Source organism: Poritiphilus flavus, from assembly GCF_009901585.1.
Taxonomy (GTDB): Bacteria; Bacteroidota; Bacteroidia; order Flavobacteriales; family Flavobacteriaceae; genus Poritiphilus; species Poritiphilus flavus.
Window position 1 is genome coordinate 326,573 of record NZ_WXYO01000002.1, and the last position, 14,765, is coordinate 341,337.

Below are 14,765 nucleotides of genomic sequence, written 5' to 3' on the forward strand. Positions count from 1 at the left end.
AACTTTAGCCCTCTAAGATCGCCGAGAGTTCAAACCAACGGGCTGTCTTGGTCTCAATAAGGTCTATGAGTTGTTTGAGTTCTATGGACAATTCATCTATTTCAGCACCGCTCAAACTAGAACCTGAAAACCTGCCCTCCAGCTCTTTTTTCTTGTTTTCAAGTTCGGAGATCTCCCGTTCTAATTTGCCGTATTCCTTTTGTTCCAGATAGGACAGTTTCCGTTGTTCATCCCGGTCTTTCCAGCTTTTTTTCTGGTTTTTATCGGCGGGGACCTCCTTAAGCGCATCTTTGCTTTCCCGGGCAGAACTGTCTTCATAAGCCCGAAAATCTGAATAGTTTCCGGGAAAATCTTCAATCTGTCCATTACCGCGGAACACAAAAAGATGATCCACAACTTTGTCCATAAAATAACGATCATGTGAGACCACCAGTAAGCAACCGGGGAAATCCAAAAGGAAGTTTTCAAGCACGTTAAGGGTAACGATATCCAGATCGTTAGTGGGTTCATCAAGGATCAGGAAATTTGGGTTCTGGATCAGTACGGTACACAGATATAATCGCTTCCTCTCACCACCACTGAGTTTTTCCACGAAATCGTACTGTTTCTTTCGGTCAAATAAGAAACGTTCCAGTAACTGCTGGGCCGAGATCTGCTTTCCCTTTTTCAGCGGAATGTAGTCCCCGAATTCCCGGACCACGTCAATCACTTTCTGAGCGTTTTTTACCGGAATACCTTTTTGGGTATAATAGCCGAATTTGATGGTATCGCCCACCACTACTTTTCCGCTATCTGGTTTTTCTATGCCGGTAAGAATGTTTAGAAAAGTAGATTTTCCAGTACCATTCTTGCCAATGATCCCGAGTCGTTCACCCTTTGTGAAATTATAATCCAGTTTATCCAGTATTATAAGATCTGAAAACGCCTTGGAAACATTGTGCAGTTCCAGGATCTTACTTCCCAGTCGCTCCATATTGATCTCCAATTGCACTTCGTGAGCCTCCCTGCGTTTATGAGCCTGTTCCTTTATGGTTTTAAAATCAGCTATACGGGATTTCGATTTTGTAGTTCTCGCTTTAGGTTGCCTGCGCATCCAGTCCAGTTCTTTCTTGTAGAGTATTTTGGATTTGTGAAGTTCCACGGCTTCCCGGTCCAGGCGGGCATCCCTTTTCTCGAGGTAATAGGAGTAATTCCCGCGATAGGCATAAAGTTTGCCGGCATCCAGTTCCAGTATATCCGTGCATACCCTTTCCAGGAAATAGCGGTCATGGGTTACCATAAAGAGGGTGATCTTTTCCTTTTTAAAGTAAGCTTCCAGCCATTCTATCATTTCCAGGTCAAGATGGTTGGTCGGTTCGTCCAATACAAGGAGATCCGGCCTGTTTATCAAGGCATTGGCCAAAGCCAGTCTTTTTTTCTGGCCGCCAGATAACACCTTTACCTTTGCCTTAAGGTCTGACAGCTTTAGTTTAAAGAGTATTTGTTTGTACTGTGTCTCAAAATCCCAGGCATTAAATCTGTCCATGGCTTCGAATGCCTTCTGATATGCCTGTTCGTCTTCCGGATTTGCCAATGCTTCCTCGTATTGGTCAATTACTTTTAGTACTTCATTGTCCGAGGTAAAGATGATCTCCTCTACGCTGAGTCCTGGATCCAGAACTGGTTCCTGTTCCAAAAATGAAATACGTATCCCTTTGCGGGAGTTCACCTCTCCGCTGTCCGGGAGGTCCTTTCCTGAGATAATATTCAGGATGGAGGTTTTTCCTGAACCGTTTTTGGCCACAAGCCCGATCTTCTGGTCTTTGTTGATCCCAAAAGAGATATCCGAAAAAAGCCGGAGTTCCCCATAGGATTTGCTGATATGCTCAACAGTAAGAAGGTTCATGGAATTATGCGGACTTGTTAAAATGATGATACAAAAACAGATACCGAATGGCAAGAGTAAGCAATATCAGGCTAACCAGGGGAGCAAATCGCTGTACCCCCGAAATCCAGAAAACCACAGTTAAGCCCAGGAATATCAGCAGTACGGACAGATACTTTTTCAGCCATATGCTCGGTTTTCCGTTTCGGAATAAATAAAAACAGGCGACACAATTCAAGGGAAAAGCCCAAAATACGTTGAAATTGTATGCCGTTGAGGAGTGATCTGTAAGAAACCACAGAAAAAGCATTAGCAAACCTGCTATACCGGTAACGAAAAAGATGAAAAAGTCCAGCCAGCGGCTTCTGGCGTGATTTTTAAGATCTATATGCGTAATAGTTGCCGTGAATAGCATGAATATCAGCAACCAAAATAGTGGACTTGTGGTAAAATAATATCCACCATTGGTATTTTCAATATCCAGGATCACCCGCTCGCGTTCTACCAGTCGGGCGCCCGTAAGGGTGGTATTCTGCAGTTGTCTGTAAACGAATTCAGGTAGGAATGTATGCTCCAGAGTGGTAGCTTTCCGGTCTATTACAGCTCCCAGGGCGAGATCGATCCCCAAACTCGACCAGGAATTGGCCTTTAAATGCTGCTGGATCAATTGCCTGAATGTAGCCGAATCCTCGAGGTATTTACTGTCGTACACCAGCTTGTCCCCCAGGGCCATTTTCAATACGGCAGGGATCTTAGTGGCGCAGTTGTCGAAAAGGAAATCGTATTTATAGTATTTGTTTTCAGGTTTGGCATTCTCTTCAAGGAAATTGAATAGCTCCATCTTTTCTGCCGCCTTCAGTTGAAGAATTTGCTCTTTTACCCAGCGGTTCTCTAACTGGTAGGTGTAAAGAAAATTTGTAAAATCTGTCTTGCTTAGGGAATACAGCAGTTTGCCCCTGGCGAACTTCATGTAAAAATTGGGCGTATTAAAATTGAAAGTACCGTAGTTGTAGACCCAGTCCAGTTCGCGGGCAGGATCCTGAACTCTAATAGCAGTATGTCCAAAAGCGGCGTATAACTCCTCTCCGGTTCCACAGGTTAACACACTGATCTGGGCGTTAGGGGATAATTGGAAGGATTGTGCGTAAGTGTGGACAGAAGCCCACAATAGGATCAGGAAAAAGGCAATTTTCCTCAGCATTTTAACCAGTGCATGGGATTAATGATAACTCTGCTTGCAAATATCAGAATAAAATGTGGTTCCCCAGAACCTGAACGAAAATTATATTATTTTTACTAAAAGCAGCTATAATGAGGCAACACATTCCCAACTTTTTTACTTTGTTGAATGCCTTTAGCGGATGCATCGCAGTGATCTTTGCCGTCCGCAATGAACTTGATTATGCCGCCTTGTTTGTATTTATCGGGATCTTTTTTGATTTTTTCGATGGCCTGGCCGCCCGCGCCCTGGGGGTACAGTCAGATCTGGGAGTGCAGTTAGACTCCCTGGCAGACTTGATCACCAGTGGCCTGGTACCGGGAATTGTGATGTTCCAATTGCTGGCAATGTCTCAAACAGGTGGGTGGAATGCGACTTCTCCCATCCTGGATGAAGGCTGGTCCGGTGTAGGGCCTGCATTTTTGCCATTTGCCGGATTCCTCATTACACTTTCGTCCGCCTTCCGTTTGGCTCGATTCAATATCGATGAAGATCAGCTTAGTTCGTTTATCGGACTTCCAACCCCTGCCAATGCCTTACTCATATTATCGTTACCCTTAGTCCTGTTGTTTCACGGAAATGATTACCTGAACAGCATTATACTCAACCCGTGGTTCCTCATATTTGTGACCTTGTTGAGTACTTATTTACTCAATTCCAAAATACGCTTATTCGCGCTTAAATTTGGGAATTGGAGTTTTAAAGATAATGCCCTGCGTTATATCTTTGTAATAGTCAGCCTGGCACTGATACTTACATTGAAGTTTCTCGCGATTCCATTCATTGTTTTGTTTTACCTGCTGAGTTCTTTGTTTTCCAACATCTTATCCGTTAAACCATGAAAAAAAATTGCCTCCGGTCCTATGTGCTCATCCTACTAATAACTATAACTGTCAATTTCGTAAATGCCCAACAAAGTGGGGAAGAAGAAGGAGTTGGACAGGCGGTAAGTGAATATTTTAAACTACCCAGGGAATCTATCTTCCTGCACTTGAACAAGAGCAAGTATGTGGTCGGTGAGGATCTATGGTTCAAGGGTTATGTTTACAACAGGCAAACAGACCTTCCATTTGTTGAAACTGCTAATGTACATGTTGGTTTGTACGACAGTATTGGCAAGCAACTCACCAAAAAGCTCTTCAGGGCCGATGACGGCTACCTAAAGGGCTCCATCGCAATCGATTCAACTTATACCGGGGGCACTTACTACATAAAGGCAACCACTTCCTGGATGAAAAATTTCTCAGAGGACGATTCCTATGTTCAGCCTATTCAGGTCCTGGACAGCTCATATGAGATACCCGTGAAGACCGCTTTAAGAGAGGAGTCCGAGGTCCATTTCTTGCCCGAAGGAGGGCATCTGGTAGATGGCGTATCCACGGTAGTGGGCGTTAAGGCAATAGATTCCAGAGGTTTGGGAATTCCCATAGTTAAGGGGATAATTGAGGATGACATGGGAGAGCAGGTGATCCAGTTTACAAGCTCGCATTTAGGTATCGGTAAATTCATATTTGTCCCGAATAAAAAAATATCCTACAAGGCAAGGGTTAAATTTGCGGATGGACAGGAAAAAGAATTCTCATTGCCTGAGATCAAGGACCAGGGCCTGGTTTTGAGACTCACCAATGGCCCGGGACAGTCTAAAGTGGTATTCTCAGTGGCGACCAACGAGGCTACCAGATCCTTGCTGTCCGGACAAACTTTTTTCGCTCTTATACATTCAGACGGGATAGTCCAGCGAATGGAATTTGATTTTAAGGATAAAGTGTCTCGGGTATTTTCACTGGACAGAGATTTGCTGCCAAAGGGCATTAATACCATAACAGTATTCAACGGAAGGTCTGAGCCTGTAGCAGAACGCCTTTTTTACAATCAGGCTGAGACTACGGCAGGCAAAATGAAAATTGAGCTGCTCAGCACGGAACCGGATTCATTGAAATTCCGACTTAAAATTCCGGTGAATGTTGAAGAAAAGGCAAATCTGAGTATTTCGGTTTTGCCAAGATCTACCTTCTCCTATGATCATCAGGCCAATATTCTAAGTACATTTTACCTGCAACCTTATATAAAGGGAGTTATTGAAGATCCATCGTACTATTTTAGCGAGATAACTTCAAAAAAACTACATGAACTGGATGCTTTGTTGCTAACTCAGGGCTGGAGCCGCTACTCCTGGAATGATATGCTTTGGAATCCACCAAAGCAGACAGAAATTTTCGAAAAGGGAGTACATATGAGGTTGGCCATACCCGAGCAGTCGAAAGATGCTGCAAGCCGCATTCTGGTGCATCGTACTCGCAATCACGAAGAGCAGACCTTTGATGTTCCCGAAGAAAAGGACGAACTGGTGATCTCCAACATTTTTGCGGAACGTGGTGAAAGTATATACCTCTCAGCAGTTGGTAAGAAAGGCAAGTTGCAAAAACCCGGGGTATATGCCTCAATATTAGATAGGAGTGTTGAGGATAAACTCACAGTTTTCCCGTCCTATCCCAGCAGGGCATTAGAAGAGGTAAAAATAGCAACTGACGTCAAAAGCGATGAACTTATCTCGGAGGAAAAAGTGATTGTTTTGGATGAGGTGACCGTGGAAGAAGAGCGTTTGGTCAACGATCCTAAGACCAATGTAAATATTCCTGCTTTCCTCAGGAGTAGGGTGGTGTCTATAGACCAGAACAAGGCTATTTCATTTCCTATGGTCCTGGATATTATCCGCACCAGATACAGAGTAGTCCCATGGCCAGAGGGTGTATCTATTACTTCTTATCGCGACGGCAGGTCTCCTATTATCTATCTTGATGGAGTTCAGATATTCGACAATAACTGGATCAAGAATATGCCAACAACCCAGCTAGAAAGCTACTATTTTGACCGATTGGCGTCAAGGGAAGGGGTTAGAGCCGCAAGGGGAGAGGTGATCTATCTCTATACGAGAAGAGGTGAAGAACTCAGTCTGGGACGTGGCAAAGCCGTTCCTAATAACGCCTTTGAATTTGTTGTGGACAAAGGATTTGAACCGGATAAAGCATACTACAATCCAAAGTATTCCAGCTATTATGACGATGCTTTTGAGTATTTTGGAGTGATCCATTGGTTACCGGACCTGGAGACAAACGAGAAAGGAGAGGTGACTTTCAGCATCCCAAATCGGGGAATAAAGAACATCAGTTTGTTTATTGAGGGCATGGGAGATAAAGGTACGCTATGGTCTGCTACTCAAGATCCGGATACCTCTTTTAAAGGGCTTGAGCGGCGCTAAAAACCATATTTACTTAATCTCTGGTATAGGGCTAAGGTATCCAACTTAAGGACTCCACATAGGCGGTGGCGGCATCTGCATCCATTTCCAATACCGTAAGGCTGTCTAATTGTGCCCTTACACTATACTGATACAAAACACCGTCCTTTACGGTAGACAAATGGTTTGTCTGATTTTGATCCGTGTAGTCGTTCACAGGAATAAGGGCAACCGCTGCTGAGGTTATAAAAGAGGCCATAAAGAAAAATGCAGCAAATTTCAGCGATTTCATGGTGTATGGTATTAATGAAATTCCTTAAAAAGTACAGGAGGGAAGCAAATAGCTAAGGTCGCTGATTGCCTGTAGCTCGAAACCGGATGCAAATTAGGACAAGCTATTCAGTAAATAATTTGTGGATGTATAAACGGTAGGAGAAATTGTACAAACTGCGGTCCTTAGGAGTTTCCAGAGCATACCAAGGGCTATTTGTTGCTAGAAATCCAGTTTCTTTTTACGGAGTTCAAAATTCTGACCCAGATATACCTTTCTAACCATTTCGTCTTCGGCAAGCACTTCCGGGATCCCTGATTTTAGTATACCTCCTTCAAACATCAGATAGGAACGTTCTGTTATTGCAAGGGTTTCCTGAACGTTGTGATCTGTGATCAGAATGCCGATGTTCTTATTTTTAAGTTGGGCAACGATACGCTGAATATCTTCAACGGCTACCGGGTCTACTCCGGCAAAGGGTTCATCGAGCAAAATAAATTTCGGATCAGTAGCCAGGGCCCGGGCGATCTCTGTACGCCTTCGTTCTCCACCCGAAAGCAGGTCCCCGCGGTTCTTCCTTATATGCCCCAGGCCGAACTCTTCTATAAGCGACTCCATTTTCATATGCTGCTCCTTCTTACTGAGTTTGGTCAGTTGGAGTACACTTAGGATATTTTTTTCTATGCTTAACTTTCTAAAAACGGAAGCTTCTTGCGCCAGATAGCCAATACCGTTCTGTGCCCTCTTGTACATGGGGAATTTGGTGATCTCCATATCGTCCAGGAAGATCTTTCCTCCATTGGGTTTTATAAGCCCTACGATCATGTAAAAAGAGGTGGTCTTACCGGCGCCATTAGGACCTAGCAGCCCTACGATCTCTCCCTGGTTTACCTCTAAGGAGATCCCTTTAACAACCTTCCTTCCGCGGTAGGCCTTCATGATATTTTCTGCGCGCAGTTTCATCCTAAATTGCCGTCAAAACTAAACTAATAATAGTTGTGGCGAAAAGAATTTTTATTTTTTTAACCTTCTGATCCTTCCAGGTATTCCCAGTATTCGTAGGCCCTTCTCAGGTGTGGTACAACAATGGTTCCGCCTACCAGCGTGGCAATTCCAAGGGTTTCCAGAACCTCTTCTTTGCTGGCTCCGTTCTTATAAGAACCTTCCAGGTGGTATTTTACACAATCATCACAGCGCAAAACTGCCGAAGCTACCAGACCCAAAAGTTCTTTGGTCTTTACATCCAGTGCTCCCTCTTTATAAGCATTGGTGTCCAGGTTGAAAATGCGTTTGATCAACTTATTGTCGTTTGCGAGCAGTCTTTCGTTCATCCTGGACCGATAGGTATTGAATTCCTCAACTGGGTCGGACATATTTCTTTTCTTTTTTCGCCTGTCTTTTCAGGACGATTTTGGAGATATAAATACTGATTTGATATAATACCAATACGGGTACAGCCACAATGATCTGGCTGGCTACATCTGGCGGGGTGATCACTGCAGACAAAATTAGAACGATCACCAGTGCAATCTTTCGATACTTTTTTAGTATCTCCGGGGTCACCAAACCTACCTTGGTCAGGAAGAAGATCAATATGGGCAGTTCAAACAATATCCCGCAGGCAATCACCGAAGCTCTTACTGTAGCAATAAAGGAACTGATATCTATTTCATTCAAAACTTCCTTGCTCACCTGGTACGTACCGAGGAAGTTGATGGACAAAGGAGCAACCACGTAGTATCCGAAGAGCACGCCCATAAAGAATAAAAAGGAGGCGATGAGGATAAAACCGCGGGAGTTCTTGCGTTCCTTTTCGTATAAGCCCGGGCTGATAAACTTCCATAATTCGTACAACACATAGGGGAAACCTACAATGAATCCCGCCCAAATGGAAGTCCAGATATGAGCAGAAAACTGCCCGGCCATGGTGCGGTTCTGTATGGTAAATGGCAGGGAATCCGCACAGAAGGCGGAATCCAGACCGATGGAATTGGCGATCTTACAAAACAGCCTGTAGGTTGGGAAATCCATTTTTTTTGGCCCAAAGATGATGGTATCAAATATGAAGTCCTTCATCAGGAAGGCGACACATCCCAAAATGACTACAGCGAAGGTAGAACGTATCAGATGCCATCGCAATTCTTCCAGGTGGTCCAAAAAGGACATTTCATTCGGATCTTTAGCCGCTTTTGTCGTCTTTGCCATTACAGAATACCCTCGTTGATTAGGTTATGCAAATGAACCACTCCTTTATATTTTCCGTCGTCCACGGCAAGCAGTTGCGAAATACCATTGTCCTGCATGTCTTCCAGCGCTTTTATGGCCAATACATCTGTCCCTATGGTTTTGGGATTCGAGGTCATGATATCTCTGGCTGTGAGGCCATTGATATTGTCGTATTTGTTAAGCATGCGGCGTATGTCCCCGTCTGTTACTATCCCTTTTAAATTTCCGCCTTCCATCACAGCAGTAACACCCAACATTTTCTCGGAGATCTCGACAATCACCTGTTTTACATCGGTATCTATGGAAACTTCGGGTTTCTGGTTTGTAGCAACGATATCCGACACACGCAGGTACAGTTTTTTACCCAGCGTACCCCCCGGATGGTATTTGGCAAAATCCCTGCTGCTAAAACCGCGTAGTTCCAGCAGGCAAATGGCCAGGGCATCACCCACAACAAGCTGTGCCGTTGTGCTGGTCGTAGGGGCCAGGTTATTAGGGCATGCTTCTTTGGACACAAAGGTATTCAAGATAAAATCCGCCTGTTCGCCAAGATAGGAATCGCGGGCACCGGTCATACCGATAAGGGTATTATCTCCCTGTTTGATCAAAGGAACGAGCATTTTAATTTCGGGGGTATTGCCACTCTTAGAGATGCATATCACCACGTCGTCTTTTTGAATGGTACCCAAATCCCCGTGAATTGCATCGGCCGCGTGCATAAATATGGCTGGTGTTCCTGTGGAATTTAGAGTAGCTACAATTTTGGAGGCGATTATAGCGCTTTTCCCGATCCCTGAAATAACTACCCTTCCCCCGGAATTCCGGATGCATTCAACGGCCTCTGCAAATTGCTCATCCAGGAGTGTGGCCAGGTTGTGGATTGCATCGCCTTCAGATATTATTGTTTTCTTTGCCAGCGCCAATATGGCTTTGCTTTCACTCAATTTACGACAAGGATTATCAGGTTCTTACTGCCAGAAAATGTACGTTTTATGCGTTCAATTTCTAAAAGAATGTATTATATTTAAGAAAACAAAATTACACAAACTTATTCAATAGGGGATTCTTAAATATCGACAATATACTTTGTTCTATCGACCCGAAAAAAATCACCAAATTTTAATAGCTTTAATAGATCAAGTTCGGTTTAAGATCCCAGGGGCTGGGTTAAATGTTAAAACGGAATAGTTTTGAATGAGATGGATTTGCAGGTTGCGCTTAAGCAATATTTTGGTTTCTCTCAATTTAAGGGCTTACAGGAAGGCGTTATTAAAAACGTAATTGCAGGTAAAAATACTTTTGTGATCATGCCAACCGGTGGTGGTAAATCACTTTGCTATCAATTACCTGCCCTGATCAAAGAGGGTACCGCTATTGTGGTATCTCCGCTAATCGCCCTGATGAAAAATCAGGTGGATGCGATAAGAGGAGTATCTGCAAATAATGGGATCGCCCATGTGTTAAATTCCTCACTTACCAAAACAGAAGTAAAGCAGGTTAAACAGGACATTAGTTCCGGCGTCACCAAATTGCTCTACGTCGCTCCGGAATCCCTGACCAAGGAAGAATATGTGGAATTCCTGCAATCGGTTACCCTGTCATTTGTCGCAGTAGACGAAGCACATTGTATATCGGAATGGGGGCATGATTTCCGTCCGGAATACCGGAACCTCAGGGCTATTATCAATCGTCTGGGGGAGAACATCCCTATCATTGGCCTTACGGCAACGGCTACGCCTAAGGTGCAGGAAGATATCATAAAGAACCTCGCGATCACGGACGCCGAGATCTTTAAAGCATCTTTCAACAGACCCAATTTATTTTATGAAGTCCGCCCAAAAACGAAGAATGTAGACGCGGATATCATCCGGTTTGTTAAAAAGAATGCGGGAAAATCCGGGATCATCTATTGTCTGAGCCGAAAAAGGGTTGAGGAACTCGCGCAGGTACTTCAGGTAAACGGCATTAGCGCGGTACCCTACCACGCCGGTTTTGACGCCAAAACACGCTCCAAATACCAGGATATGTTCCTGATGGAAGAAGTAGATGTGGTAGTGGCCACCATAGCCTTCGGAATGGGCATAGACAAACCCGATGTCCGCTATGTAATCCATCACGATATTCCCAAAAGTATTGAAAGTTATTACCAGGAAACCGGTCGTGCGGGTCGCGATGGAGGAGAAGGACATTGTCTGGCCTTCTATTCCTATAAGGATATAGAAAAACTGGAAAAGTTCATGTCCGGCAAACCCGTGGCGGAACAGGAAATCGGGAACGCCCTGCTACAGGAGATCGTAGCCTATGCGGAAACTTCCATGTCCAGAAGAAAGTTCATACTGCATTATTTCGGAGAAGAGTTTGATGAGGTGAATGGAGAAGGGGCGGATATGGACGACAATGCCCGGAACCCCAAAGAAAAAGAGGAGGCAAGGGATAGCGTAATAAAACTCATTAAGGTAGTACAAGGAACCAATGAAAAGTTTAAGGCCAAAGAGATAGTCAAAACGCTTACAGGTTCCAAGAACGCTCTGATCGCATCCCATAAAACCGATGAAAAGTCGTTTTTTGGTATAGGTGAAGACAAGGACAAGGGCTATTGGATGGCTTTGATAAGACAAGTACTTGTTGCAGGCCTGCTCAAAAAGGAAATAGAGCAGTACGGAATTCTTCATGTGACTGAAGCGGGTAAGAAATTCCTGGAGAAACCGACCTCATTTATGATGACCAAAGATCACTCCTACGAAGAAAAGAAGGAAGATACGGTCATAAGCGCTCATAGGACCAATGAAAGCGCCTCTGATGCCAAATTGCTGAAGCTGTTGAAAGATCTCAGGAAAAAGGAAGCGCAGAAACTGGACGTTCCTCCTTTTGTGGTTTTCCAGGATCCTTCCTTGAGTGATATGGCTTTAAAGTACCCGGTGAATATGGAGGAACTTGTGAATATTCACGGCGTAGGGGAGGGTAAGGCCAAAAAATATGGCAAACCTTTCATAGAACTTATTGGAACTTATGTGGATGAAAATGACATTGTCCGGCCGGATGATCTTGTGGTTAAAAGTACAGGAGCAAATTCCGGGCTAAAACTCTACATCATCCAGAATATTGACCGCAAATTACCTCTGGACGATATAGCTTCTGCAAAGGGCCTGGAGCTTCCTGAATTGGTTAAGGCCATGGAGCAGATTGTCTTTAGCGGTACCAGGTTAAATCTGGGGTATTGGATTGACGAGATCCTGGATGAAGACCAACAGGAAGAGATCCACGATTATTTCCTTGAAGCCGAAACAGACAATATTGAGCAGGCGCTAAAAGAATTCGACGGGGAATACGAAGACGAAGAACTCCGGCTTTATCGGCTGAAATTCATGAGTGAAGTGGCAAACTAACCCTCAAAACTATTTCCCGGTATTCAATAAGAGGCTGTTTGAATAGCTTGTATGAGCATTGGTCACATCGAGCGTCCGCCCGGCTGTCACATTCGGACCGGCAATCGAGATGTCTTTGATATTCGAAACTATAAATAGTTCTCGACTGCCTGCCCGACTAAGTCATTCAGGCGGGCGCTCGAACTGACAATGTGATCTTTTCAAACAGCCTCTTTTATTAATAAAGCTTAATAACTTCCATTAAACTCCCCGGTAGTGATCAGGGCTACGATCATTCCGAAATACAATATACAGATCACAAGGCCGATAAGGGCAAATGCGAGGCCGATATACGCCAGTATTCTTCCTGTTTTTACATTCTCGTAACCGGTGTATTGCCCGGGATTCTCCTGGTATAGCCTTTCCGCCTTTTTTGCACTGTTCAGACTTATGATGCTGAAAATAGCGGCGAAAGGTCCACAACAGATCAGTGAGCCAACAAGGGCAATAATTCCCATGGTCAGGGCATTACTTGCACCTGGTAAAGGTTCTTGGTTCATAATTTAAAGTATATCTAGAGATTATTCTTCAATTCCCCATTGCTCCATGAGTTCACGGGATTGCTCCATATAAGCATCCCAGCCGCCCATTTGCTGAATTTGGAAAACGGTCCAGAGGAACCAAAGTATCCCAATTACCAAACCGATTATTGCTATGACCTTTGCGGTTTTCAACTGGCTGAAATTAGAATACAATTCTGGATTTTCTTTATACCTGTTTTCATCTTTCCTTACCAGAAAGAAGGCGATCCCAGCCATAATAGCGCCCGGAATACCTCCAAAGCAACAGCATATAAATGAAATTATCGCCAGAACTATCGCGATGGTCACGTTTGGTAATTTCTGTTGTTCCATAATTTAGTGTTTAGTTAGATTAATTTTAAGATAAAGTTGGCCAGTATCATAAAGACTGAGGTTATCATGAGGAATACGCTGATCTTGTTCGCGTACCTGATCTTTAGAAAGTGATCCGTAGCCAAAAAACCCAGAAGCAACACAATTGGATAGATTGCGGGGTACATCTTAAAAGCTTCCACAAACTCACCCTTCATCAAAAATACCACTGCCCTTTGCATGCCGCAACCCGGACAATCCACACCCAAAATTTGCTTGCTAAAGCAGGGTAGCATATACTCTTCCCTAATTAAGATGAAAAGTGCTGATATGGTTTTCATTTGGCTGGATTAACTTACCGAAAAATACTATTATTTTTGACTAATGAAAACAAAACAAACCATTTATTTTCTGTTGATAATCGGTGGTGCACTTATCATGGCAACGGGAAATCGTTTGATGCGAAAGGAATACGCGCTAAGCCTTGGGATTGTTCTGTTGATGTTCGGGATCTATAAATCCTCTCAGTCCTGGGGTAAATCCGGCGACAATAAAAATACGGAAGAATGAAGCAGTTTGCCGTTGGAGATAGGGTAGAAACCATTGATGATATGGTCAGCGGCCGGGTAGTGGACATAAGTCCGGAGATCGTACTTATTGAGACAGACGAAGGTTTTCAAATGCAGTTCCCTCCCAATGCCCTGATGAAAACAAGTGATGCTCCGCCTCTTGAAGTGACCAATTATGAAGCCGCCCTGGCCAAAAAGGAGAAACAGCAACCTAAAAAATCCAGCCCGAAAGTCAAGCGAAAAGAGCGCAATGCCCCTAAAATGGAGGTGGATCTGCACATACATCAATTAACCAATTCAACCAAAGGAATGAGTAATTTTGACATGCTTAACCTACAGTTGGATACTGCCAAAAACAGGCTGGAATTCGCCATCCGGAATCGCATTCAAAAAGTGGTTTTTGTTCATGGAGTAGGAGAGGGAGTGCTTAAAGAGGAGCTAAATTACCTTTTTGGCCGATATGACAACCTTACCTATTACGATGCAGACTACAAAAAATACGGTCTGGGCGCTACCGAGGTGTATATTTATCAGAATCCTTAATTGCTCAACTGGGTGGTAATAGTGCCGAAGTTGTTAATGCTCAAATCGGTTATCCTTTCCCCATTGTCGTTTACCAGAGAAATACCGCTGAGTTCAATGGTGTGTTCGTAGATCGTGGTGTCCGTAGCGCTCTGGACGGTTGTAACAAATACCTCCCCTCCCTGGGCGGCGATCTCCTCTATAACTGTTGGGGTGGTCGGAGGGATATCGTCACAAAAATAACCGGTGGTCACATTGTCCGAAAAAATGCGGTAACTCAGTTGAGACTGACTCGGTACGCTGCTGGAAATAGCCCCTTCTGAAGCCTCATTCTGAAGGATCCCGTTTTGTAGTTCCAGTATGAGCGCTTCCGAAGTATTGATCTTAAATAAAATGGAGGTGTTGATATCAGCGGCGGACTCGCAGAATTGCACACTTGCACTGTCAAAATCTATGGTTTCTATTTGAAGGTCTCCGTCATTACAGGCAAAAAGGGTAAGAAACCCAACTAGTCCGAGTATTCTTCTCATGCCTCAAAGTTAACGGAAACTCCAGGGAATTTCCTAAAGGATTATGGGGAATTTTGGAAGAAATTAAC

General features: G+C 44.0%; 16 protein-coding genes. 5 read left to right on the plus strand and 11 right to left on the minus strand.

Annotation, left to right across the window (positions count from 1 at the left end; genetic code table 11):
- Positions 1 to 4: 4 nt before the first annotated feature.
- Together GTQ38_RS04950 and GTQ38_RS04955 are read right to left on the minus strand one after the other, a co-directional pair.
- A complete protein-coding gene (locus GTQ38_RS04950) occupies positions 5 to 1,885 on the minus strand; it encodes an ABC-F family ATP-binding cassette domain-containing protein (RefSeq protein ID WP_161434373.1) in 1,881 nt (626 codons plus the stop codon).
- Positions 1,886 to 1,889: 4 nt separating this feature from the next.
- On the minus strand, positions 1,890 to 3,065 hold the full coding sequence (locus GTQ38_RS04955; RefSeq protein ID WP_161434374.1) for a lipoprotein N-acyltransferase Lnb domain-containing protein: 1,176 nt from the start codon (positions 3,063 to 3,065) through the stop codon (positions 1,890 to 1,892).
- Between the two features lie 110 nt (positions 3,066 to 3,175).
- Between GTQ38_RS04955 and GTQ38_RS04960 the strand changes: the two genes are divergently transcribed.
- Both GTQ38_RS04960 and GTQ38_RS04965 read left to right on the plus strand, forming a co-directional pair.
- The gene (locus tag GTQ38_RS04960) at positions 3,176 to 3,925 is read left to right on the plus strand and encodes a CDP-alcohol phosphatidyltransferase family protein (protein ID WP_161434375.1); all 750 of its coding nucleotides are present in this window, start codon (positions 3,176 to 3,178) and stop codon (positions 3,923 to 3,925) included.
- Positions 3,922 to 6,342 (plus strand): hypothetical protein, encoded by a 2,421-nt coding sequence (locus GTQ38_RS04965; protein ID WP_161434376.1) that lies wholly within the window; start codon positions 3,922 to 3,924, stop codon positions 6,340 to 6,342. Before GTQ38_RS04960 ends, GTQ38_RS04965 begins: the two co-directional genes overlap by 4 nt.
- A gap of 31 nt (positions 6,343 to 6,373) precedes the next feature.
- Here GTQ38_RS04965 and GTQ38_RS04970 read toward each other — a convergent pair whose 3' ends face one another.
- The 5 genes from GTQ38_RS04970 to GTQ38_RS04990 form a co-directional block, all read right to left on the minus strand.
- A complete protein-coding gene (locus tag GTQ38_RS04970) occupies positions 6,374 to 6,613 on the minus strand; it encodes a hypothetical protein (RefSeq protein WP_161434377.1) in 240 nt (79 codons plus the stop codon).
- A 201-nt stretch (positions 6,614 to 6,814) separates the two neighbouring features.
- The gene (lptB, locus tag GTQ38_RS04975; protein ID WP_161434378.1) at positions 6,815 to 7,555 is read right to left on the minus strand and encodes an LPS export ABC transporter ATP-binding protein; all 741 of its coding nucleotides are present in this window, start codon (positions 7,553 to 7,555) and stop codon (positions 6,815 to 6,817) included.
- Between the two features lie 59 nt (positions 7,556 to 7,614).
- Positions 7,615 to 7,965 (minus strand): carboxymuconolactone decarboxylase family protein, encoded by a 351-nt coding sequence (locus tag GTQ38_RS04980; protein WP_161434379.1) that lies wholly within the window; start codon positions 7,963 to 7,965, stop codon positions 7,615 to 7,617.
- Complete coding sequence (tatC, locus tag GTQ38_RS04985) at positions 7,949 to 8,797, minus strand: twin-arginine translocase subunit TatC (RefSeq protein ID WP_161434380.1); 849 nt, start codon at positions 8,795 to 8,797, stop codon at positions 7,949 to 7,951. Before tatC ends, GTQ38_RS04980 begins: the two co-directional genes overlap by 17 nt.
- Entirely contained in the window at positions 8,797 to 9,762 is a 966-nt protein-coding gene (locus GTQ38_RS04990; protein WP_161434381.1) for a KpsF/GutQ family sugar-phosphate isomerase, read from the minus strand. Before GTQ38_RS04990 ends, tatC begins: the two co-directional genes overlap by 1 nt.
- A 255-nt stretch (positions 9,763 to 10,017) precedes the next feature.
- On the opposite strand from GTQ38_RS04990, the gene recQ reads away from it, so the two are divergent.
- On the plus strand, positions 10,018 to 12,204 hold the full coding sequence (gene recQ, locus GTQ38_RS04995; RefSeq protein ID WP_238857831.1) for a DNA helicase RecQ: 2,187 nt from the start codon (positions 10,018 to 10,020) through the stop codon (positions 12,202 to 12,204).
- 227 nt (positions 12,205 to 12,431) lie between these two features.
- Here the strand turns inward: recQ and GTQ38_RS05000 are convergent, their stop codons facing one another.
- The 3 genes from GTQ38_RS05000 to GTQ38_RS05010 are packed head-to-tail and all read right to left on the minus strand — an operon-like array spanning position 12,432 to position 13,417.
- A complete protein-coding gene (locus tag GTQ38_RS05000) occupies positions 12,432 to 12,743 on the minus strand; it encodes a CCC motif membrane protein (RefSeq protein ID WP_161434382.1) in 312 nt (103 codons plus the stop codon).
- A 21-nt stretch (positions 12,744 to 12,764) separates the two neighbouring features.
- Complete coding sequence (locus GTQ38_RS05005) at positions 12,765 to 13,097, minus strand: CCC motif membrane protein (RefSeq protein WP_161434383.1); 333 nt, start codon at positions 13,095 to 13,097, stop codon at positions 12,765 to 12,767.
- Between the two features lie 14 nt (positions 13,098 to 13,111).
- Positions 13,112 to 13,417 carry a DUF2752 domain-containing protein gene (locus GTQ38_RS05010; protein ID WP_161434384.1) on the minus strand — a complete coding sequence of 102 codons (306 nt, stop codon included), beginning with the start codon at positions 13,415 to 13,417 and terminating at the stop codon, positions 13,112 to 13,114.
- 43 nt (positions 13,418 to 13,460) lie between these two features.
- On the opposite strand from GTQ38_RS05010, the gene GTQ38_RS05015 reads away from it, so the two are divergent.
- Together GTQ38_RS05015 and GTQ38_RS05020 are read left to right on the plus strand one after the other, a co-directional pair.
- Complete coding sequence (locus tag GTQ38_RS05015) at positions 13,461 to 13,646, plus strand: hypothetical protein (RefSeq protein ID WP_161434385.1); 186 nt, start codon at positions 13,461 to 13,463, stop codon at positions 13,644 to 13,646.
- Positions 13,643 to 14,188 (plus strand): Smr/MutS family protein, encoded by a 546-nt coding sequence (locus tag GTQ38_RS05020; protein ID WP_161434386.1) that lies wholly within the window; start codon positions 13,643 to 13,645, stop codon positions 14,186 to 14,188. Before GTQ38_RS05015 ends, GTQ38_RS05020 begins: the two co-directional genes overlap by 4 nt.
- Here the strand turns inward: GTQ38_RS05020 and GTQ38_RS05025 are convergent.
- Positions 14,185 to 14,697, minus strand: a complete 513-nt coding sequence (locus GTQ38_RS05025; RefSeq protein WP_161434387.1) for a hypothetical protein — start codon at positions 14,695 to 14,697, stop codon at positions 14,185 to 14,187. The genes GTQ38_RS05020 and GTQ38_RS05025 overlap by 4 nt on opposite strands.
- Positions 14,698 to 14,765 lie beyond the last annotated feature (68 nt).